Consider the following 20,284-nt stretch of genomic DNA (forward strand, 5'->3'; position numbering starts at 1 on the left):
CGCCGCGTTCAGCGCGCTGCTCACCGTACGTCCCCACATAGGAGCATCAGCTCGTCCTCCACTTCCCTGACGTTGTCGGCCGACGCGGCGGAGTACGAAAGACCTGCCATACCGCCGTAATCCAGGATCTTGGGCACCCGCAGCCCGGCGTCCACATAGTTCTTGATGACGTGCGCGACCTGTTTGGGCGTGCCGTGCGGGACGACGGCGAGGATCGATTCGGGGTCCACGCGGTCGAGGAACTCGACGATGCGCTCGCGGGTCAGCGTCGCTGGGTCGATGTCCTGGTAGCCACGCCAGTTCTCCCCCATCGGGTGGTCGTAACCAAGGCCCGCAAGCAATTCGGCAGACACCTGCAGGAGGAACGCTTTGACCAGCGGCGCCTCCAGGATGTCGGCGAGTGACGCATCATCGCGGCCGATCAGGCACACCTGGATGTAGCAGGGCGTGATGGCCATGGGATCGCGCCCGGCCCGCTCCGCCGACGCTCGCACGGTGGCGAGTTTCTGAGCGTAGTCGTCGGGGTTCCACGCGCCGGTAGGCCACCATCCGTCGGCGTAGCGCCCGACGATCTCGAGCGTGCGCGGCCCGCTCGCTCCTATCCAGATCCGGGGAGTCACACCCTGATATGGCTCGGTGTCGAGTCGGGCGTGGTGCAGGTGGTAAAACTGCCCGTCGAAATCGACAGGGCCGTCGCTGTCCCAGAGCAGCCGGATGACAGCCAGCGCCTCCTCGAACCGGCTCACCGGTCTTGTGAAGTCGAACCCGTAGGGCACGGTGTTCTCGGTCTCCCCGCTGCCTAGGCCGAGAACGAAGCGGCCCTTGGCGAGATGGTCGATGGTCAGCGCGCTCTGCGCAAGCAACGCCGGATGCCGTCGTACCGTGTCGATCACACTGGTCACCAGCGGTACGTTCTCGGTCAGCACGGCCGCCGCGGCGGCGACCGCCATGGCGTCCAGATGGCGGTGTGGAGACGCCGAAACTGTAGCCAGATCGGTGAATTCAGGGCTCCAGATGGAGTCGGGCCAGAAGCTGACCATGTGGTCGGGCAGCCAGATCGAGTGGTAGCGCCCGCTGTCCAGTACATCCAGCTGGGACAGGTCCAGCGGAAGCGTGGTCCGCAGATATGCAGCAGGCTGAACCTTCACAGCCAGCCGATCTCACGGAGGAACGGCTGTGTATGCGCGATGCGGCCGGTCAACGTCTTGGGGTCCCCCGTACACAGTGCGAAGGCGGTCTGGGTGATCAGCGCGATGTCCTCGGTGTCGGTCTTGGCCAGGTCGAGTGCGCCCGCGCCCTCAGTGGCGACGGGGTTGGACGGCGCCGCGGCGTTGACCGCGATTCCGTCGTCGTAGAGCTCGGCCGCAAGGCTTTTCGTCAGCCGATTCAGTGCGGCTTTCGCCGTTCCGTAGATGCCGAAGCCTGCTTCACGGTCGAATTCGGAGAAGGGCGGCCCGTCGGGCAGATCGCCGCCGACCGATGTCACGTTCAGCACCCATCCGCGCCGGCGCTCGCGCATGGCGGGGATGGCCAGTTGGGTGAGGTGCAACGGCGCCATCACGTGCATTTCCATCATCAGGCGCACGCGACGGTCGGGGAATTCGTCGAGCGGACGGAGGAACGTGACGGCCGCATTGTTGACGAGAATGTCGGGGGCACCGATCTTCTCGACCACCTCGGCAAAGAGGCGGTCACGGTCTTCGGCTTTGGAGAGGTCGGCCGGTACGGCGATCGCCGACCCACCCGCTTGCTCGATCTCCGCGAGGGTCTCATGAAGCGAGCCTTGATATTTTGGATCGGGTTCGGCGGTTCGCGCCGTCAGGGCGACCGTTGCCCCCTCCGCGGCAAGGCGCAGCGCAATGGCCTTGCCCAATCCGCGACTGGTACCCGTCACCAGGGCGACCTTGCCGTCACACGTCATGTGGACCTCCTAGCTGCGAGGAATGCCTGCGAGTTTGTCGGCGAACTTGGCCTCGGCGGCGTCCCGCAGCCGCAGCAGATGTTCGGAGGGGAACGCGTCCGGCGCGGGCTTGACGTCCTTCAGCAGCAGGCGCGCCAACGTCACCTTGTGCACCTCGGTCGGCCCGTCAGCGAGCCCGAGCACAAACGACTCCGTCATGTACTGCACGAACGGCATCTCGTGCGAGGTCCCCAGCGATCCGTGCAATTGCAGGGCACGCGCGGAGACGTCGTGCAGCACTTTCTGCATCATCGCCTTCACCGCCGAGATGTCGCCACGAACCGCCTTGTAGTCGTTGTACTTGTCGATCTTCCAAGCGGTTTGGAGGGTCAGCAGCCGATAGGCTTCGATCTCCATCCAGGAGTCGGCGATCATCTCCTGCACCATCTGCTTGTTGGCCAGCAGCTCCCCCTGCGTGTACCGCGAGACGGCCCGCTCGGTCAGCATGTCGTAGATGCGGCGCACCAGACCCACCGTGCGCATGGCGTGGTGGATGCGACCTCCGCCCAGGCGGGTCTGCGCCACCACGAACGCGCCGCCGCGCGGACCGAGCATGTGATCGGCGGGCACCCGGACGTTTTCGTACCGCACGTAGCCTTCACGTCCCCCGCCGCCGAGCGGTTGGTAACCGAGTCCGACGTCACGCAGGACGTTGATGCCAGGCGTGTCGCCGGGCACGACGAACATCGAATAGCGCTGGTAGGGAGGTGCATCGGGATCGGTCATCGCCATCACGATGATGAATGACGCCATCGACGCGAAGGAGGAGTACCACTTCTCGCCGTTGATGACCCAATGATCGCCGTCCTGGATCGCTGCGGTGGTGAAGACCTTCGGATCCGCGCCACCCTGGGGCTCGGTCATCGAGAAGCATGACACGATCCGGTTGTCCAGCAACGGTTCCAGGTAGCGTTCCTTGAGTTCTGGCGTGCCGTAGTGGGCGAGAATCTCACTGTTGCCGGAGTCCGGCGCCTGAGATCCGAAGACTATGGGCGCACATTCCGAACGGCCGAGGATCTCGTTGAGCAGAGCGAGCTTCACCTGTCCGAAACCGGGCCCGCCGAGATGGGGGCCGAGGTGGGTCGCCCACAGCCCCCGCTCCTTGACGATCTCCTGAAGCGGTGGGATCAGTGCCTGGCGTACGGGGTCGTTGAGGTCGTGCGACTCCTTGACGATGTAGTCGACGGGTTCGCATTCGTCGCGCACGAACTGTTCGACCCATGCCAATTGCTCCGCCCATTCGGGATCGGCCGAGAAGTCCCACGCCACTATCGATTACCGTCCTTTGGTTTGGTGATCACTTCGGCCGCCGCCGCGCCTCCGCCTCGTCGGTCGCGTGGCTCAGCACCTGGTTCCGGTTCTCCAGCTCCAGCGCGGCGCCGAGCCCCGTCGCGTCGGTGTTCACCTGCAGCGCACGTTTGGTCAACTGCGTGCCGAACGGCGGTAGCTCGGCGATGGAACCGGCGAGTTCGAGAGCGCTGCGCATCAACTGTTCCGGCTCGACCAGTTGACTGACGAGGCCGCGGCGATCGGCCTCGGACGCAGGCACCGTCCGACCGGTCATCATCCAGTCGGCGGCCACACTCGTTCCCACGATACGGGGCAGGTGGTAACTCATGCCCATCTCGGCTCCGGAAAGCCCCAAGAGAATCGCGCCGTTGCCGAATGTAGCGGACGTCGAACAGATTCGGATATCGGAAGCCAGGCACAACGCGAATCCCGCCCCAACACAGGGGCCGTTCACCGCGGCCACAACGGGCTGCGGCAGGTTCCGGATCGCCTGCGGCAGTGCGGCCATCGCCTCCTGGAATCGCAACCGGTCGATCGCGGGATCGGACGCCTCGAGTGTGCGCGACGAGAAGTTGCGCACGTCGATACCGGAGCAGAACCCGCGGCCCGTTCCGGTGATCACGACGGCATTGACCGACGTGTCCGCACCGAGGGCGGCGAGTGTCTCGATCAGCTCGTCGCGCATCGCCTCATTGATCGCGTTGAGCTGCTTGGGCCGGTTCAGTTGCAGTACAACGACACCGGCGTGCGGCCGGTCGACGATCAGCGTCTCGGTCAACGTCTCAGCGCCGCGGCAGACCGAGCACCTGCTGCGCGATGATATTGCGCTGGATCTCCGAGGTGCCGCCCGCGATGGTGCCGCCGAAGCTGCGCGCGTACCGCTCGAACCAACTGACGAAGTAGTGGTCGAGGTTCATGTGCTCGTAGGGGCCCGTCGTCGACGGGTGGGTAAGCCCGTCCGCGCCCGCCGAGGTCAACGCGTTTTCGAACGCCTGCCGTTCGGCCTCGGAGCCGAACAGCTTCAGCACCGACACCGACGCGGTGTCAGCCTCGCCGCGCGAGGCGCGGGCCAGCGCCGCCGACCCCATCGCCCGCAGCGCCTGGTAGTCCATGATCGTCGTCGCGTACTGATCGCGCTCCAACTCTGTGCGCGGCTGGAAGTCGGCGATCATGTTGTCGATGCGGTCGGCGAAGCCGAGCCACATCATGGTTCGCTCGTGACCGAGGGAGCCGTTGGCCACGCCCCAGCCCCCGTTCAGCGGTCCGACGAGGTTCTCGGCGGGCACCTTGGCGTCCGTGAAGAACACCTCGTTGAAGTCCTTGTTCTCCTCGCCGCACATATCGGCGAAGGGCCGGCACACCACACCGGGCGTGTCGGTGGGGATGATCAGCACGCTGATGCCCTTGTGTTTGGGCGCATCGGGATCCGTGCGGACGAACGTCAGCAGGAAGTCGGCGTCGTGCGCGCCCGACGTCCACACCTTCTGACCGTTGACCACGAAGTAGGGCTCGTCTTCGTCAGAAAAAAACTCAGCGCGGGTGCGCAGCGACGCCAGGTCGGATCCCGCGCTCGGCTCGCTCATCCCGAGTGAGGCGGTCTTCTCGCCTCGCAGCACCGGCACGGCCCACCGATGCTTCTGCTCGTCCGAACCGAACGAAATCAGCGACGCCGCAATGATGTTGACGCCTTGCGGGTTGAAACTGTGGTAGATCCGTCGCCGGCACAACTCGTCAAGGTGCACGAACGATTGCAGGACAGTGGCATTGCGGCCACCGAACTCCGGTGGCTGTGCCGGCAGCAGCCAGCCGTTGTCGAAAAGCAGTCGCTGCCAATCGCGCGCCCACTGCGGCATGTGCGATACCGAACGCGGCCGCTCTTGGGTGACCGTGTCCGACGGCAGATGCTCGTCGAGGAACGCGGCGAACTCGGCGCGGAATTCCTCGACGTCGGAGTCGAAAGTGAGTTGCATATCTACGAGCTCCTGTATTCCGCGGCGATCACCGCGCGATGTTCAGCCGCACCGCCCAGCAGCAGTTCGCCCGCCTTCGCGCGCTTCAGCGCGAACTGCAGGTCGTTTTCCCACGTGAATCCCATGGCGCCGAACAGCTGCAGACCGTGCCGGAAGACCACCGCCTGCGCCTCCCCTGCCGACGCCTTGGCCATCGCCGCCGCGAGCCGCCTGCGCGGATCGTCGGCCGCGATCGTCAGCGCGGCGAAGTAGGACAGCGCACGCGCGCGCTCGGTCGCGACGTGCATGTCGACGGCCTTGTGCTGGACGGCCTGGAACGTTCCGATCGCCACCCCGAACTGCTGGCGCTGCTTGACGTGCTCGAGGACCAGATCGAGGATGCGCTGGCACGCGCCGACCGTGCTGACCGCCATACCGGTGAGCGCCACGTGCCGGGCCCGTTCGGTGTCGACATGGACGCGATCGGTATCGGGGACGTGCGTCCCGGCGAAGGTGACCTCCGCAATGTGCAGCACCGGATCGAAGACGTTGCTTCGCCGGGCGACGGCCGCATCGGCATCGACGACGAAGACACCCGCCTCGGTGACGACGGCGAGCTTCTCGGCGCGATCGCCGTCGAGGACGTGATGCGCCGTTCCGTTGAGCACCCAGCCGTCGGCGTCGCGGTGAGCGGTGACCCCGCTGTAGACGGCCGTGCCGGAAACCTGCGGGTCGAACCGGTCGCCGGCCAGGGGGGCGAACTGGGTCAGTGTCGCCAGGAACGGGGTCGGGTCGGTGGCGCGGCCCAGCTCTTCGGCCACGATGGCCAATTCGACGGCGTTCTCCGGATCGACAAGCTCCGTCCAGCCCGCGTCGACGTAGGTCTTCCACAGCGGCGCCGGGTCGACGCCGTTCTCGGCCACGCCGCGCACCAGCGATGCCGGACAGGCCTTGGTCACCGCGTCACGCACGGTCTCCTGCCACAGCCGCTGATCGGCGTCGAACTCCAGTAACACGGGGCCTCCCGGGAAGGTCTTTGATTGGCACGAGAATAACATTCTCCTTAGATGCTGTAACCGTTCTCTGGATCCGACTACCTCGTTTCGCCGTCAGAGCGCCAAGCGACTGACCAGCCCACACCCTGACCTGCGAAGAAGTAAGCGTTCCGCTGGAGAACACAATTCTTGCCTTTGAAGAACAAGGCTTTACTATGGCTGTATGTCCGGTGCCGGCGCATGCTTCAGCCCTTCGCGCATTGCGGCCGTCCGGACGGACTTCGGAGGCTTTGCGTGATCACGAACCCTGACGGGACCCAGTCCGGTGGCAAGACCCCGGTCATCGACGCCAGCGTGCACATCTTCAGTAAATCGAACAAGGATCTGCGCAGCTTCATGCGCGAGCCGTTCAAGAGCCGCGGTTTCCCCGACTACGAGATGGACTGGTACGGCGCACCCGGTGGTGAATACCTGCCGAAGGCAGAGGGGCCGGACCGGCGGTACCCGGGGTCGGACCCCGAGATCGTCGGCAAGCACGTGTTCGACGAGGGCGTCGCTGACGTTGCGATCCTGCACCCGATGACCCGCGGCACCATGCCCGACCGCCATCTCGGCACGGCGATCGCGGCCGCCCACAACGAGCTCATGGTCACTCGCTGGCTCGAGGACAACCCGTACGCCGAGCGGTTCCGCGGCACGATCCGGGTCAATCCCGACGACATCACGGGTGCCCTGCGCGAGATCGCGAAGTACAAAGACCACCCGCGCGTGGTGCAGATCGGGATCCCGCTGCAGTCGCGAGAGCTGTACGGCAAGCCCCAGTTCTGGCCCCTGTGGGAAGCCGCGGTAGAGGCCAATCTGCCGGTCGCGGTGCATATCGAGGTCGGTGCGGGTATCTCATTCGCGCCGACGCCCAACGGGGTCACGCGGACCTACGAGCACTACGTCAGCTTCATGGCGCTCAATTTCCTCTACCACCTGATGAACCTCATCGTCGAAGGCGTATTCGAGAAGATGCCGACGCTGAAGTTCGTGTGGGCGGACGGCGCCGGTGACATGCTGACGCCGTTCATGTGGCGGATGGACTGCTTCGGCCGTCCCCACCTGGAGCAGACGCCGTGGGCGCCCAAGATGCCCAGTGACTACCTGCCCGGCCACACCTATTTCATCCAGGGCGCCATGGACGGGCCCGGCGACGTCGAATTCGCAGGCGAATGGCTCGACTTCACCGGCAAGAACGACATGGTGATGTACGGGTCCAGCTATCCGCACTGGCAGCACAACGAACTTTCGCTGCCCGCCGCATATTCGGCAGAACAGCGCGACAAGCTCTGCTGGCAAAACGCGGCCGAGCTGTACGGCATAGACGTCGGGGCCGGCGTCAGCGCACAGTAAGAGATGACTTCGTAACCGGTTACGAGCAAGGGAGCCACCATGACGGTCACAGTGACAGAGCGGAAGCCCGCGGCTGAGCGGGTCGCCGTCCGCTGCGTCGACTCCGACGTGCATCCCACGCCGAAGGCAGGCGAGCTGACGCAATACATCCCCGAGCCGTGGCGCAGCAAGTACTTCCTGACGCGCCGGATCGGTGACCAGATCTACTACGACGCGCCGGACTACGCCCACGCCTACGCGATGCGGCTGGACACCTTCCCCTCCGACGGCAACTTCGCGGGCAGTGACCCCGACCTGGCCTTCAAGCAGCTGATCATGGAGGCCGGTGCCGACATCGCCATCCTCGAGCCCGCGGCCTACCCGGCGCGCTTCCCCGAGGTGAACCACGCGATGAGCTGCGCGCTGAACGACTGGCAGGCCAACCACTGGCTCGACAGCCACAACAACTGGCATGAGCGCTGGAGGGGTTCGATCTGCGCGGCGATCGAAACCCCCGAGGACTCCGCTCGCGAGATCGACAAATGGGCCGGACATCCCTACATGGGACAGATCCTGATCAAGGCCGAGCCTCGCCCGCCGTGGGGTGATCCGAAGTACAACCCGATCTGGGAAGCCGCCACCCGCAACGACATCACCGTGAGTTGCCACCTGTCGCGCAGCCATCACGAGGAACTGCCGATCCCGCCGGTCGGGTTCCCCAGCTACAACCACGATTTCATGGTCACGTACTCGCTGCTGGCGGCGAATCAGGTCATGAGCATGATCTTCGACGGTCTCTTCGACCGCTTCCCGACGCTGCGAATCGTGTTGGTGGAGCACGCATTCACGTGGATCCTGCCGCTGATGTGGCGCATGGACGCCATCTACGAGGCTCGCAAGTCATGGCTCGACATCAAGCGCAAGCCCTCGGAATACGTCAAGGACCACATCAAGTTCACCACTCAACCGCTTGACTACCCCGAGGACAAGACGGAGTTGAGCCGTGCTTTCGAGTGGATGGAATGCGAGAAGATCCTGCTGTTCAGCAGCGACTACCCGCACTGGACGTTCGACGACCCCCGCTGGCTGGTCAAGCATCTGCCCGAACACGCCCGCGAAGCGGTGATGTTCAAGAACGGCATCGCGACGTATCACCTGCCAGAGACTGTTCCGGCCCTCGAGGGCCAGGTGCGGGTGTTCTGAATTGAGCACGGAGAGCACGAGCGGTGGGCCCACGCCCGCAGGGCAGGCGACGAGCAGAGAAATAACCCCAGAGACCAAACCGCCCCGGCTAGCCCAGGGGCGTGAGCACATCGTCGCTACGGTCGACGAGATCCCACCGGGCACACACAAGCTCGTACCCATCGGACGTCACGGCGTCGGCGTCTACAACGTGAACGGTACGTTCTACGCCATTGCGAACTACTGCCCGCACGAGGGTGGTCCGCTGTGTTCGGGCCGCCCGCGTGGCCGCACGATCGTCGACGACGACGTGCCGGGTGACGCGGTGATGGTGCGCGACCTCGAATACATCTACTGCCCTTGGCACCAATGGGGTTTCGAACTGGCCACAGGGACCACCGCGGTCAAACCCGAGTGGAGCATCCGCACCTACCCGGTGCGGGTCGTCGGCAACGATGTGATGGTGCAGGCATGACGTCAACAGATTCCTCCGGCCTCGAGCTCAAACAGGGCGAGAAGGCCTTCGAGTACAAAGGTGGCCGCGTCGTCTACGAAATCCTCGGCGAAGAGGGCGAATTCATCGCACTGACGCCGGGTGGCCGATTCAGCAAGGACATCCCGGGGCTGCGGCCGCTGGCGCAGGCGTTGGCTGACGGCGGCTACCGCGTGCTGCTGTGGGACCGGCCGAACTGCGGCAAGTCGGATGTGCAGTTCTACGGCAAGAGCGAATCCCATATGCGCGCCGAGACTCTGCACGCGCTGATCACCGGACTCGACATCGGGCCGTGCGTCATCGCAGGCGGCTCCGGCGGGGCGCGCGACTCCATGCTGACCACGATGCTCTACCCGGAAATCGTGCGAAAGCTGGTGGTGTGGAACATCGTCGGCGGGGTCTACGGCTCATTCGTGCTCGGCGGGCACTACGTGGTGCCGAGCATCCTGGCGGCCAAAGGCATGGGTGTCGCTGGCCTGCTGCACGTCCCCGAGTGGAAAGAGCGCGTCGCCGAGAATCCCGACAACGAGGCACGGTTCCGTGCGCTGGACGTCGACGAGTTCCTGAAGCTGATGCGACGTTGGCTCAATGCGTTTGTGCCCAAACCGGGCCAGACCATCCCCGGTGTCGAGGACGAGATGTTCGACAACATCACCGTTCCGACGTTGATCATCAGGGGCGGCGAGAACGACTGGGACCACCCCAAGCGCACGTCACTGGAAGTGAGCTGTCTCATCAAGGGCTCCAAGCTGATCGACCCGCCGTGGCCGGAGGACGCCTGGGAGCGTGCGGGTGAGAAATTCGCCGCCAGCGGCGGAAAGACGTTCTGCTTGTTCGATACGTGGGTGCAGGCGGCGCCGGCGATCCTGGACTTCCTGGATAACTGATGAGCGCTTGCGCGAAGAAGAGATGGCACTGATGAGCTACACGGTGCGGATGTGCACTTCGCAGTTGAGTGACGCCTCGAGCGCGGTGTGGACACGGCTCTCGGGAACGCGCTCGAGATCGGACTTGCGCAGCGTCACGTGCACCACATCCCAGCCGTCGTCACCGGGGACACGTTCGATATCGCCGGACAGCCCCAAACCCGCCAGAACGCCGTGCGCGTCGTCGTCGGTTCCGCGGCTTATGAAAGTCAGCACACCGGGCACCGGCGTGGTGCCGAACGCGTTGGCGCACAGGCCGACCGCGAGCCGCTCGAGTTCAGCGGTATCGTCCCCCGCGATCAGCAACTCCACCTCGCGCCGCTGCGGCGGGAGGGCAGCGAGGTTGTTCTCGACGACCTCGACACCCGAGGCACCGGCCGACTCGCGCAGGCGCGCCATGCCGTCGGTCAACTGCGCGGGCGCGAGCTCGCCGGCGGTATCGACGGCAACGCGCACCACTGCAGTCCTCATGCCCGTCAGCCTATCCAGAGCCACACACGAGGTGGAGGCCCCATGACCACCACCGCAACCGATCTCACCGTGGCCGCATGGCCCGACTGCGCACCGCGACTGCTGCGCCCCGGGCACACGGGATCCGAGGAGATGGCCGACTATGTGCAGGGCGGCGGCTACCGCCCACTGGGCGATCCCGACGCGCTGCTCGAACAGGTCGACCTTTCGGGGCTTCTCGGACGGGGTGGCGCGGCCTTCCCGCTGGGGACCAAGCTGCGTACCGTGCGCGACGCCGGACGCCGCGGCGTGCAGACGGTCATCGTCGCGAACGGCGAGGAGGGCGAACCCGCTTCGGTCAAGGACCGCTGGCTGCTGCGTAACAGGCCGCACCTGGTGCTGGATGGTCTGCGCCTTGCGGCCGCGATCGTCAACGCGAGCCGAGCGTATGTGTACGTCTCCGACGAGCAGTCGGCCGTTGCGGTCAACACCGCGCTGTCCCAACTGGATTCGCAGGCGTTCGGTGCGACGGACGTCGTCGTGCTGGCCGTCGAACCTACTTACGTGGCGGGTGAGGAAACCGCGGCCGTGCGACGCATCAACGGCGGACCCGCGAAGCCGACGGACAAACCGCCCCGGCCGTTCGAGGAAGGCGTTTCGGGTCTGCCGACGACGGTCAGCAACGTCGAGACGCTGGCCAATCTGCCCTACATCCACCAGCACGGCTCGCAGAGTTTCCGCGCGGTCGGCACACCGATGTCGCCGGGAACATTCCTGGCGACCATCACCGGCGCGGGCAGGCCCGCAGCGCTCTACGAGATTCCCCACGGCGCTGCATTTTCCGATCTGCTGACCGTGCACGGGGTCGCGGCCGACTCGGTACGGGGCGTTTTGATGGGCGGCTACTTCGCCGGCCTCGTCAACACCGACATCCTCGACGCGACGCTGGACCATGAGACGATCCGTCGACTCGGCAGCGGACTCGGGTGCGGTGCGATCTCGATCCTCACCGACGACTGCCCGGTCGCCGTCGCGGCGGCCGTGATGTCCTACTTCGACCGCGAGAACGCCGGCCAGTGCGGTTCGTGTTTCAACGGCACGGCGGCCATGGCCGCCGTTACCTCCGCGCTGCGCGACGGGGCGGCGACCCAGGAGGATGTCACGCGTCTGGAACGCTGGTCGGTGGTGTTGCGCGGCCGCGGCGCGTGCGGCACCCTCGACGGCGCCACGAACGTCGCCGCGAGCCTGCTGCGGCAGTACCCCCAGTTGATCACCAGCCACCTCGCCAACGATTGCCCGTCCTGCCGAGCCGGCGCATACAACGCGGTGCGGCCCTACGAAGTGGAGGCGGTAAGCCGAAAATGAGTGATGGCTTGAGGATTCGTCTCGATCGGACTCTCTGCGACGGCTTCGGCATCTGCGCCAAGCACGCACCGGAGTACTTCTCGCTCGACGACTGGGGTTATGCGTCGCTGATCGGAGACGGAACCGTACCGGAGAAGGACCGCGACGCGGTGATGCGGGCGCTGTTCGACTGCCCCGTGCACGCCATCATCTATATGGGCGATCACCGGCCGTCCAATGACGGGGCTGCGCGCCAGGACGCGAATGAGGCGCCTGAACCTCAACCGAAAACCGATGACAACGAAGCGATCTCGGAATTCGTCCGGTGACGAGACCGCTTCCCGAACTCAGCGCTCAGAACGAGTTCTTCTGGACCGCGGGGGGCGACGGTGTCCTGCGCATCCAGGAATGCCGCAACTGTGAGGCGCTGATCCACCCACCGCAGCCGGTGTGCAGGTACTGCCGCAGCCGCGACATGGGTGTGCGTGACGTCTCCGGCAAGGCAACGCTGTCGGCGTTCACCGTCAACCATCGGTTCGGCTTCCCCGACCTTCCGCCGCCGTACGTGGTGGCACAGGTCGCGGTCGTCGAGGACGTGCGGGTTCGCCTGACCACCAACATCGTCGAGTGTGAGCCCGACGAGCTGGAGCTGGGACAGACGGTCGAGGTCACCTTCCAGAAGATCGAGGATGTCTGGTTGCCGGTGTTCCGCCCGACACCGGACAAGGAGAAGGGTCCTCTTCCCGCCGACGAGATCGCGCCCACCGACTTCGGCCGCTTCGTCAGTGCACCGCTGACCACCGCGAAGTTCGAGGAACACTCCGCGATCACCGGCATCGGCGCATCGCGCCTGGGCCGCCGCCTGATGGTGCCGCCGCTGTCGCTCACCATCGATGCGTGTGAAGCCGCGATCGCCGACGCCGGTTTGACTTTGGACGATATCGACGGGCTGTCGACCTACCCGGGGCTCGACATCGCCGGCATGGGTGAAGGCGGCGTCACCGCACTCGAGGGGGCCCTCGGCATACGCCCGACATGGATCAACGGCGGTATGGACACCTTCGGTCCCGGCGGATCCGTCATCGCCGCGATGATGGCCATCGCCACCGGCATGGCCCGTCACGTGCTGTGCTTCCGCACCTTGTGGGAGGCGACGTTCCAGCAGCTGATGAAGGAGGGCAAGGCCAGCCCACCCGGCGGAGCGCGCACCTCCAGCTGGCAGATGCCGTTCGGCGCCACCTCGGCGGCCCACGTGCTGGCGCTCAACGCGCAGAGGCACTTTCAGCGCTACGGAACCACACGGGAGACGCTCGGCTGGATCGCGTTGAACCAGCGCGCCAACGCTGCACTGAATCCGACCGCGATCTACCGCGATCCGATGACCATGGACGACTATCTGAACGCACGGCCGATCACGACGCCGTTCGGCCTCTACGACTGTGACGTCCCGTGTGACGGCGCCGTCGCGGTGATCGTGTCGGCGGTCGACGCCGCCAAGGACATGCCGCGCAAGCCGGTGCTATTCGAGGCCGTCGGCACCCAGATCGTCGAACGCACCGACTGGGACCAGACCACGATGACCCACGAACCACAGGTGCTTGGCCAGGCCGCGCACCTGTGGACGCGAACATCGCTGCGGCCCAAGGATGTCGACGTCGCCGAGCTCTACGACGGTTTTTCGTTCAACTGCCTGTCGTGGCTGGAGGCGCTCGGGTTCTGCGGCATCGGCGAGTCGAAGGACTTCCTGGACGGCGGAAAGGCGATCGCGCGCGACGGCGTGATCCCGCTGAACACCCACGGCGGCCAGCTCTCCCACGGCCGCACCCACGGTATGGGGCTGATCCACGAAGCGGTCACCCAGTTGCGCGGCGACGCAGGCGAACGCCAGGTCACCGATGCGCGCGTCGCGGTGGTCAGCAGCGGCGGCCTCACCCCGAGCGGTGCGATCCTGATGCGGACCGACGGGTGAGCGAACCGCAGCCCGATGTCGCCGCCGGGGCGGCTCCGCAGCCCAATGTCGCCGCCGGGGCGGCTCCGAGAGCACGCGTCGTCTTCGTCGACGGCGTGCCGATGTCAGGCCTCATCGCATCGGTCGCGGAACCGAAGGCCGTCGTCGTCGCATTCCACGGAGGATCAAGTACCGCAGCGTATTTCGATTGTCCCGGCCATCCATCGCTTTCGTTGCTGCGGCTGGGGGCTGACAACGGCTACACGATGGTGGCGCTGGATCGACCCGGGTACGGGAGTTCTGCGCCCTATCCGGACGCCATGGAGCGCCCGGAACAGCGAATCGCGCTGGCCTACGGTGCGATCGATAAAATCCTCGGGGTGAACCCGCGCGGCGCCGGCCTGTTCCTGGTCGGCCATTCGGCCGGCTGCGAGCTCGTGGTGCGAATGGCCACCGACGATCGAGCTGAGCGCACGAACGTCATCGGACTCGAGTTGGCGGGCACCGGCATCCAGTACGACGCCGCGATGGCGGAGATCATGAAGTCGGCGTCGGCGACGAATCGTCCCACCGGGCTGCGCGAAGTGCTCTGGCAGCCGGCGGAGCTGTATCCGCCCGACGTCTTGTCCGGCATGACCAACTCATCGACCGGCGCCCAGTACGAGGTCGGCATGACGAGGAGCTGGCCGCGGCAGGATTTCCCCGCGCTTGCACCGAATGTGCGGGTGCCGGTGCAGTTCAGCGTCGCCGAACACGAACGGGTGTGGCGATCCGATGCGGACGTCATGGCGCAGATCGCTGCGATGTTCACTTCGTCGCCGCGATTCGTGACCAATGACCAGCCGGGTACCGGACACAATATGTCCCTTTCGCTGTCCGCCGCGGCGTACCACGGCGCGGTGTTGTCGTTCGTCGGGGAATGCGTTGCCGCGAAGAGGAATACATCGGAAGCAAAGGAGGCGGGTTGATGCGCGTCGGATTCATCGGGTTGGGCAGTCAGGGTGGACCCATGGCACGCCGGATCGCCGAAGGCGGATTCGAGACGACGCTGTGGGCGCGCAGGGCGGCCAGCCTCGAACCGTATGCCGACACCGCGGTGAAGTCTGCGGGTTCGCCCGCCGAATTGGCCGCCGCCAGCGATCTGGTCTGCCTGTGCGTGGTCGGCGACGACGACGTGCGCGAGGTGCTCTACGGCGAGACGGGCGTGCTGGCCGGTCTGGCTTCTGGCGGCGTCGTCGCCATTCACAGCACCGTGCATCCCGACACTTGCAGGGAGATCGCCGACAAGGCTGCTGCGCAGGGCGTTTCGGTGATCGACGCTCCGGTCAGCGGTGGAGCGCCCGCCGTCGAGGAAGGCAAGCTGCTGGTCATGGTCGGCGGCGATGAGGACGTCGCCGAGAGGTGCCGCCCGGTGTTCGCGACGTATGCCGACCCGATCGTTCATCTCGGTCCGCTCGGCAGCGGACAGGTCACCAAGATCCTGAACAATCTGCTCTTCACTGCCAATCTCGGCAGCGCCCTGAGCACCCTCGATTTGGGTGAGTCCCTTGGCATCCCCAGGGTGCGTCTTGCCGAGGTGCTCAACGGCGGGTCGGCCACCAGCAAGGCGCTCAGCAGCATCGCCCTGTTCGGCGGCACCGTCGAGGCGCTCGCGCCGATCGCGGGTGCGCTGCTGCAGAAAGATGTTCGGCATGCCGCGACCATCGCCGCCAGCGCGTCGGCGCCGGAGGGCTCCGTGTTCACCGCGGCGGACTCGGCGTTGGAGTCGATGGAACACCCACGGTGACACGCGTCGGATTCGTCGGGGCGGGCCGCATGGGCGGCCCGATGATCCTGCGGCTCGTCGGATCCGGCCACGAGGTCCGCGCGCTGGGCCGGACGGAGGAGAAACGCCGAGCCGTAACCGCGCTCGGCGCACAGGCGGTCGCCGGACTTCACGACCTCGCCAGGGAAGCCGACGTCCTCATCGTGTGCGTGTTCACCGACGAACAGGTGGCGCAGGTGTGCTCCCCCGGTGTGCTTTCCGCGATGTCCCCCGGTTGCGCGGTCGTCATCCACACGACAGGAAGCCCGCTCACCGCGCAGGCGATCGCCACCCATTCTCCGAGCATCGACATCCTCGACGCACCGGTCAGCGGCGGTCCGCACAACATTGCCGCAGGTGCGCTCACATTGTTCGTCGGCGGCCCCGATGACGCGGTCGCACGTGTCCGGCCGGTGCTCGCCTCCTACGGCGACCCGATCCTGCATGTCGGACCTCTCGGGTCCGGCCAGGCCGTGAAGCTGACCAACAACGCGCTTTTCGCCGCCCAGATCGGACTTCTTCGGGAAGCCGTCGCGCTGGGCGGCCGCCTCGGCGTGGCTGAGGCGCAGTTGCTGGATGCGATCACGCACGGCAGCGGGGCGAGCACGGTTGCGGGCTTTGTCGCAGCCGGCGGCTCGGTGGACACGTTCGTCGACCGGACCCGTGAATTCATCGGCAAGGACGTCGAAGCCGTGCGCAAGATTGCTGCTGAGCTGGGCGACACCCTCGGGATTCTCGACGACGTGATCAATGCCGGAATTCAGCCATGAAACAGATGCGATTCCACTGTCTCAGGAGCGCCCCGTGAGGCATACTATACGTTACACAAACGCAGCCTCGCGTAACGGAAGCGGTCGCTAGCCCCGCCGCGAAAGAGGAGACAATGACCAAGCCCAAACTGGTGTTCAACCCGGTAGCGCAGGAGTACTTCGACAATCCGTACGAGATCTACAAGCGGATGCGCGACGAAGCACCGATCTACTACGACGAGCGAGAGGACTTCTACGCGCTCACCCGGCACGCCGACGTTGCCGCAGCGTTCAAGGACCACGACGCGTTCTCGTCAGCCCGCGGCTGCGATCTGGGCATGGTGCGCTCCGGCGAAGTCCCCCAGAAATCGATCATCTTCATGGATCCGCCCGACCACCGTCACATGCGCAGCCTGCTCAACAAGGCGTTCACGCCTCGTGCAATCCAGTCGCAGCGCGAAACCGTGGAAGAACTCATCGACCACTATCTCGACAAAGCCGATCCCGACAATTTCGACGTCGTCCAGGATTTCTCCGGGCCCTTCCCCGTCGAGGTCATCACTCGGATGGCGGGAGTGCCCGAGGAGTTCCGCCAGCAGGTCCGGCACTGGATCGACAAAGGCCTGCACCGCAAGCCGGGGCAGATCGATCTCGACGACGACAACATGCAGGCCAACATCGACTCCGGCATCTACTACTACGGCCTGGTTCAGGAGCGTCGCGAGAACCCGCAGGACGACATGATCAGCCGGTTGATCGCCGCGGAGATCCCCGACGACGAAGGGAACCTGCGCCAGCTGGATGACATCGAGATCACCGGATTCACGACACTCCTCGGCGGCGCGGGCGCGGAGACCGTCACCAAGCTCGTGGGCAGCGCGGTCGTCGAGTTCGCCCGGCACCCCGACCAGTGGCAGCTGCTGCTCGAGGACCGCAGCAGGATTCCCGCCGCGGTCGAGGAGTTGCTGCGGTACGTGGGCCCGGTTCAGTACAACGTCCGCTACAGCGTCAAGGACGTCGAAGTGCCCAGCGGCATGGTGCCGGCCAACAAGCCGGTCTTCCTGATGGGCGCATCGGCCAACCGCGATCCGCGAGCGTTCGACAACGGCGAGACGTTCGACATCACGCGCGATCGCACGCAGGCGCAGAATCTCGGCCTCGGCTACGGCATCCACAGCTGTCTCGGCGCCGCGCTGGCGCGCATGGAGAGTGCAGTCGCACTGGATCGCCTGCTCGATTTCATGCCGCGCTACGAGGTCGACTTCGACCGCCTGGAGCGCGTCAACATGCAGAACGTCGCCGGCTACCACCACGTGCCTGTGAAGGTGTTGAGGTGACCCAAAAGATCGAGGTCGACTTCGGCCTCTGTGAGAGCAACGGGGTGTGCATGGGCATCATCCCCGAGGTGTTCGACCTGGATGACGAGGACTATCTGCATGTTCTGCAGGACGAAGTGACGCCCGAGAACGAGCAGCAGGTCAAGGAATCGGTGCGTCAGTGCCCGCGACAAGCGATCTTCATCAAAGACGAATGACCACATCTGAAGTCGTGTTCGACCCGTTCTCTGAAGAGTTCTTCAACGGCCCGTGGGACATCTACCGGCGCCTGCGCGAGGAAGCGCCGGTCTACTACAACGCCGAGCACGACTTCTACGCGCTGTCCCGGCATGAGGACGTATCCGCGGCCTACAAGGATTTCGAATCCTATTCGTCGGCATACGGTCTCGACCTGGCGACGGTGCGGTCCGATGAACCGATGATGGCGAAGATGATCATCATCATGGATCCGCCTGAACACCGGCAGATGCGCAGCCTGGTCAACAAGGTGTTCACCCCGCGGGCGATCGAAGCGTTGCGGCCGATGGTGACCGACACCATCGACCGCTATCTGTCAGGGAACCAAACCGATCGCTTCGATGTCGTACAGGACTTCTCCGCGCTGTTCCCGGTGCAAGTCATCACCACGATGCTCGGTGTGCCAGAGGAGTACCGGCAACAGGTCGGCGAGTGGGTGGACACCTCGCTGCGTCGTGAGCCGGGCCAGATCGACATGTCCGAGGAGGGCTTGCAAGCCGTCGCGGAATCAATGGGCCTCTACTACAACATCATTCAGCAGCGTAGAGCCGAGCCGCGTGAGGACATGTTCAGCAGACTGATCGCCGCCGAGATCCAGCGAGAAGACGGTGAGAAACAGTCTCTCGACGATTTCGAGATCGCCGGTTTCGCGACTCTGTTGGGTGGTGCGGGCGCAGAAACCGTCACCAAGCTGGTCGGCAACGCCGCTGTGACCTTCGCTCGCTTTCCCGAACAGTGGCAGAAGTTGCTCGACGACCGCAGCAAGATTCCGGCCGCTGTCGAGGAGCTGCTGCGTTACGAGGCGCCGAATCAGTACAACGTGCGCCGCTCGATGAAGGAGATCGAGTTGCACGGCGTGACCATCCCCGTGGGTAAACCCGTGTTCCTGCTTGCCGGTTCGGCGAACCGCGATCCCGAAGCGTTCACCGACGCCGACACCTTCGACATCGACCGCGATCGCGCGCAGGCGCAGAACCTCGGTTTCGGGTACGGGGTGCACAGCTGCCTGGGCGCTGCCCTGGCCCGTATGGAGAGCGCCATCGCGCTCGAGCGCTTGCTCGATCACATGCCGCGCTACGAGGTGCTCTTCGACGAGTGCAAGCGAGTGGCGGCACAGAACGTCGCCGGCTGGTCTTCGGTTCCGGTCCGGGTGCTGGACTAGCATTTATGCGATTCGTCCTCGTGCACGGCGGATTTCACGCCGCATGGTGTTGGGAACGGACCATCGCAGAGCTGGACAAGCTCGGACACATCGGCGTCGCCGTCGACCTGCCCGGGCACGGTGCCCGCGTGGATGAGGAATCGACGCTGGCCAACCGTCGCGACGCGATCGTCTCGGAACTGACCTCGGGCGACGTGCTCGTCGGGCACTCAGGCGGCGGATTCGACGCCACCCTTGCCGCCGACGCCGCGCCGGAACGGGTCAGCCACATCATCTACCTGGCCGCGGCGTTGCCACGCGAGGGCCGTACCTATCCCGAGGCGATGGCGATGCGCGACGGAGGCGACGAGCTGTCCGATGACTTCGAGGCCGACGTCGGAGAGATGTTGGGCTACTTGAAGTTCGACGACGACGGCGCAATGTGGTTCGCCGACTTCGACGGCGCGTGGAAATACTTCTACCACGACTGCGACGAAGCCACCGCCCGCTGGGCGTTCGAGCGCCTCGGCCCCGAACGCTTCGGCGACACCACCGTGACACCGGTATCGGTGCCGCAATTCTGGGCGGCCGGACTCCCCCGCAGCTTCATCCGCTGCCTGCAGGATCAGTCGATGCCACAGTGGCTGGCAGACACCGTCACACGCCGACTCGGAGTGCAACAGTTGACCATCGACGCGTCGCACTCGCCGTTCCTGAGCAGGCCGAAAGAGTTGGCGGAGTTACTCGTTCACGCCACCACGACGACGCCGACGGGCCCACTCGTCCCCCACTAGCCCTCGATCGCCAGAGCCTAGCCGAGGCCGTGCAGGATGACGCCGTTGCAGTCGGCGGAGGCCTGACGCAGCTTGAGGGCCTCCTGGTAGGCGTCGGAGTAGTACCACTCCTTGGCCGCCTCTTCGGAGTCGAACTCCATGAGCACGGTCTGGGTGCCATGCCAGGAGCCCTCGATCACCTCGGCCTTGGTGTCGAACGACAGCAGCGTCACGCCCCCCATCGTCTGGCTGGCCAGTTTCGCGTACTCCCCCATTCCCGCCGGATCTTTGATGTCTTCGGTGATGAGGATGTAGGCCTTGGGCATTCGTTC

Annotated in this window: 22 protein-coding genes; 14 read left to right on the forward strand and 8 right to left on the reverse strand. The window is 65.4% G+C overall.

Annotated features, from left to right (window positions below; all coding sequences use genetic code 11):
* Positions 1-20: 20 nt before the first annotated feature.
* The 6 genes from AB4Z42_RS10975 to AB4Z42_RS11000 are packed head-to-tail and all read right to left on the reverse strand — an operon-like array spanning position 21 to position 6,215.
* On the reverse strand, positions 21-1,148 hold the full coding sequence (locus AB4Z42_RS10975; RefSeq protein WP_442009186.1) for an LLM class flavin-dependent oxidoreductase: 1,128 nt from the start codon (positions 1,146-1,148) through the stop codon (positions 21-23).
* A complete protein-coding gene (locus tag AB4Z42_RS10980; RefSeq protein WP_442009187.1) occupies positions 1,145-1,921 on the reverse strand; it encodes an SDR family NAD(P)-dependent oxidoreductase in 777 nt (258 codons plus the stop codon). Before AB4Z42_RS10980 ends, AB4Z42_RS10975 begins: the two co-directional genes overlap by 4 nt.
* Before the next feature lie 9 nt (positions 1,922-1,930).
* Positions 1,931-3,229: an acyl-CoA dehydrogenase family protein gene (locus AB4Z42_RS10985; RefSeq protein WP_442009188.1), complete on the reverse strand. Its 1,299-nt coding sequence runs from the start codon at positions 3,227-3,229 to the stop codon at positions 1,931-1,933.
* A 28-nt stretch (positions 3,230-3,257) separates the two neighbouring features.
* Positions 3,258-4,028, reverse strand: a complete 771-nt coding sequence (locus AB4Z42_RS10990) for an enoyl-CoA hydratase/isomerase family protein (protein WP_442009189.1) — start codon at positions 4,026-4,028, stop codon at positions 3,258-3,260.
* A gap of 4 nt (positions 4,029-4,032) precedes the next feature.
* Positions 4,033-5,220 (reverse strand): acyl-CoA dehydrogenase family protein, encoded by a 1,188-nt coding sequence (locus AB4Z42_RS10995; RefSeq protein ID WP_442009190.1) that lies wholly within the window; start codon positions 5,218-5,220, stop codon positions 4,033-4,035.
* A 2-nt stretch (positions 5,221-5,222) separates the two neighbouring features.
* Positions 5,223-6,215 (reverse strand): acyl-CoA dehydrogenase family protein, encoded by a 993-nt coding sequence (locus tag AB4Z42_RS11000; protein WP_442009191.1) that lies wholly within the window; start codon positions 6,213-6,215, stop codon positions 5,223-5,225.
* Positions 6,216-6,491: 276 nt separating this feature from the next.
* On the opposite strand from AB4Z42_RS11000, the gene AB4Z42_RS11005 reads away from it, so the two are divergent.
* From AB4Z42_RS11005 to AB4Z42_RS11020, 4 genes are all read left to right on the forward strand, one after another.
* The gene (locus tag AB4Z42_RS11005) at positions 6,492-7,589 is read left to right on the forward strand and encodes an amidohydrolase family protein (RefSeq protein ID WP_442009563.1); all 1,098 of its coding nucleotides are present in this window, start codon (positions 6,492-6,494) and stop codon (positions 7,587-7,589) included.
* Positions 7,590-7,628: 39 nt separating this feature from the next.
* Positions 7,629-8,771, forward strand: a complete 1,143-nt coding sequence (locus AB4Z42_RS11010; protein ID WP_442009192.1) for an amidohydrolase family protein — start codon at positions 7,629-7,631, stop codon at positions 8,769-8,771.
* 61 nt (positions 8,772-8,832) lie between these two features.
* Positions 8,833-9,225, forward strand: a complete 393-nt coding sequence (locus AB4Z42_RS11015; RefSeq protein ID WP_442009564.1) for a Rieske (2Fe-2S) protein — start codon at positions 8,833-8,835, stop codon at positions 9,223-9,225.
* Positions 9,222-10,130 carry an alpha/beta fold hydrolase gene (locus AB4Z42_RS11020; protein WP_442009193.1) on the forward strand — a complete coding sequence of 303 codons (909 nt, stop codon included), beginning with the start codon at positions 9,222-9,224 and terminating at the stop codon, positions 10,128-10,130. Before AB4Z42_RS11015 ends, AB4Z42_RS11020 begins: the two co-directional genes overlap by 4 nt.
* A 36-nt stretch (positions 10,131-10,166) precedes the next feature.
* Here the strand turns inward: AB4Z42_RS11020 and AB4Z42_RS11025 are convergent, their stop codons facing one another.
* Positions 10,167-10,640 carry a hypothetical protein gene (locus tag AB4Z42_RS11025; RefSeq protein ID WP_442009194.1) on the reverse strand — a complete coding sequence of 158 codons (474 nt, stop codon included), beginning with the start codon at positions 10,638-10,640 and terminating at the stop codon, positions 10,167-10,169.
* 42 nt (positions 10,641-10,682) lie between these two features.
* Between AB4Z42_RS11025 and AB4Z42_RS11030 the strand changes: the two genes are divergently transcribed.
* The 10 genes from AB4Z42_RS11030 (at position 10,683) to AB4Z42_RS11075 (ending at position 19,973) form a co-directional block, all read left to right on the forward strand.
* Positions 10,683-11,984, forward strand: coding sequence for an NADH-ubiquinone oxidoreductase-F iron-sulfur binding region domain-containing protein (locus AB4Z42_RS11030; protein ID WP_442009195.1), 1,302 nt, complete (start codon positions 10,683-10,685; stop codon positions 11,982-11,984).
* Complete coding sequence (locus AB4Z42_RS11035) at positions 11,981-12,292, forward strand: ferredoxin (protein ID WP_442009196.1); 312 nt, start codon at positions 11,981-11,983, stop codon at positions 12,290-12,292. Before AB4Z42_RS11030 ends, AB4Z42_RS11035 begins: the two co-directional genes overlap by 4 nt.
* A complete protein-coding gene (locus AB4Z42_RS11040; protein WP_442009197.1) occupies positions 12,289-13,932 on the forward strand; it encodes a thiolase C-terminal domain-containing protein in 1,644 nt (547 codons plus the stop codon). The genes AB4Z42_RS11035 and AB4Z42_RS11040 overlap by 4 nt, the downstream gene beginning before the upstream one ends.
* A 101-nt stretch (positions 13,933-14,033) precedes the next feature.
* Positions 14,034-14,879: an alpha/beta hydrolase gene (locus AB4Z42_RS11045; protein ID WP_442009565.1), complete on the forward strand. Its 846-nt coding sequence runs from the start codon at positions 14,034-14,036 to the stop codon at positions 14,877-14,879.
* Positions 14,879-15,697, forward strand: a complete 819-nt coding sequence (locus tag AB4Z42_RS11050) for an NAD(P)-dependent oxidoreductase (RefSeq protein ID WP_442009198.1) — start codon at positions 14,879-14,881, stop codon at positions 15,695-15,697. The genes AB4Z42_RS11045 and AB4Z42_RS11050 overlap by 1 nt, the downstream gene beginning before the upstream one ends.
* A complete protein-coding gene (locus AB4Z42_RS11055; RefSeq protein WP_442009199.1) occupies positions 15,694-16,485 on the forward strand; it encodes an NAD(P)-dependent oxidoreductase in 792 nt (263 codons plus the stop codon). The genes AB4Z42_RS11050 and AB4Z42_RS11055 overlap by 4 nt, the downstream gene beginning before the upstream one ends.
* A gap of 113 nt (positions 16,486-16,598) precedes the next feature.
* Positions 16,599-17,801, forward strand: a complete 1,203-nt coding sequence (locus AB4Z42_RS11060; RefSeq protein WP_442009200.1) for a cytochrome P450 — start codon at positions 16,599-16,601, stop codon at positions 17,799-17,801.
* Entirely contained in the window at positions 17,798-17,998 is a 201-nt protein-coding gene (locus tag AB4Z42_RS11065; RefSeq protein WP_442009201.1) for a ferredoxin, read from the forward strand. The genes AB4Z42_RS11060 and AB4Z42_RS11065 overlap by 4 nt, the downstream gene beginning before the upstream one ends.
* The gene (locus tag AB4Z42_RS11070) at positions 17,995-19,200 is read left to right on the forward strand and encodes a cytochrome P450 (RefSeq protein ID WP_442009202.1); all 1,206 of its coding nucleotides are present in this window, start codon (positions 17,995-17,997) and stop codon (positions 19,198-19,200) included. Before AB4Z42_RS11065 ends, AB4Z42_RS11070 begins: the two co-directional genes overlap by 4 nt.
* 5 nt (positions 19,201-19,205) lie before the next feature.
* Positions 19,206-19,973: an alpha/beta fold hydrolase gene (locus tag AB4Z42_RS11075; RefSeq protein WP_442009203.1), complete on the forward strand. Its 768-nt coding sequence runs from the start codon at positions 19,206-19,208 to the stop codon at positions 19,971-19,973.
* A gap of 17 nt (positions 19,974-19,990) precedes the next feature.
* Here AB4Z42_RS11075 and AB4Z42_RS11080 read toward each other — a convergent pair whose 3' ends face one another.
* Positions 19,991-20,278 carry a DUF1330 domain-containing protein gene (locus AB4Z42_RS11080; RefSeq protein ID WP_442009204.1) on the reverse strand — a complete coding sequence of 96 codons (288 nt, stop codon included), beginning with the start codon at positions 20,276-20,278 and terminating at the stop codon, positions 19,991-19,993.
* Between the last annotated feature and the right edge of the window lie 6 nt (positions 20,279-20,284).

Source organism: Mycobacterium sp. 2YAF39, assembly GCF_052114565.1.
Classification (GTDB): domain Bacteria; phylum Actinomycetota; class Actinomycetes; order Mycobacteriales; family Mycobacteriaceae; genus Mycobacterium.

Coding starts and splice junctions, on each gene's coding strand:
- AB4Z42_RS11070 (WP_442009202.1), top strand. CDS start 17,995: ATGACCACATCTGAAGTCGTGTTCGACCCGTTCTCTGAAGAGTTCTTC.
- AB4Z42_RS11025 (WP_442009194.1), bottom strand. CDS start 10,640: ATGAGGACTGCAGTGGTGCGCGTTGCCGTCGATACCGCCGGCGAGCTC.
- AB4Z42_RS11075 (WP_442009203.1), top strand. CDS start 19,206: ATGCGATTCGTCCTCGTGCACGGCGGATTTCACGCCGCATGGTGTTGG.
- AB4Z42_RS10995 (WP_442009190.1), bottom strand. CDS start 5,220: ATGCAACTCACTTTCGACTCCGACGTCGAGGAATTCCGCGCCGAGTTC.
- AB4Z42_RS11080 (WP_442009204.1), bottom strand. CDS start 20,278: ATGCCCAAGGCCTACATCCTCATCACCGAAGACATCAAAGATCCGGCG.
- AB4Z42_RS11045 (WP_442009565.1), top strand. CDS start 14,034: ATGTCAGGCCTCATCGCATCGGTCGCGGAACCGAAGGCCGTCGTCGTC.
- AB4Z42_RS11050 (WP_442009198.1), top strand. CDS start 14,879: ATGCGCGTCGGATTCATCGGGTTGGGCAGTCAGGGTGGACCCATGGCA.
- AB4Z42_RS11020 (WP_442009193.1), top strand. CDS start 9,222: ATGACGTCAACAGATTCCTCCGGCCTCGAGCTCAAACAGGGCGAGAAG.
- AB4Z42_RS11030 (WP_442009195.1), top strand. CDS start 10,683: ATGACCACCACCGCAACCGATCTCACCGTGGCCGCATGGCCCGACTGC.
- AB4Z42_RS10980 (WP_442009187.1), bottom strand. CDS start 1,921: ATGACGTGTGACGGCAAGGTCGCCCTGGTGACGGGTACCAGTCGCGGA.
- AB4Z42_RS11035 (WP_442009196.1), top strand. CDS start 11,981: ATGAGTGATGGCTTGAGGATTCGTCTCGATCGGACTCTCTGCGACGGC.
- AB4Z42_RS11060 (WP_442009200.1), top strand. CDS start 16,599: ATGACCAAGCCCAAACTGGTGTTCAACCCGGTAGCGCAGGAGTACTTC.
- AB4Z42_RS11010 (WP_442009192.1), top strand. CDS start 7,629: ATGACGGTCACAGTGACAGAGCGGAAGCCCGCGGCTGAGCGGGTCGCC.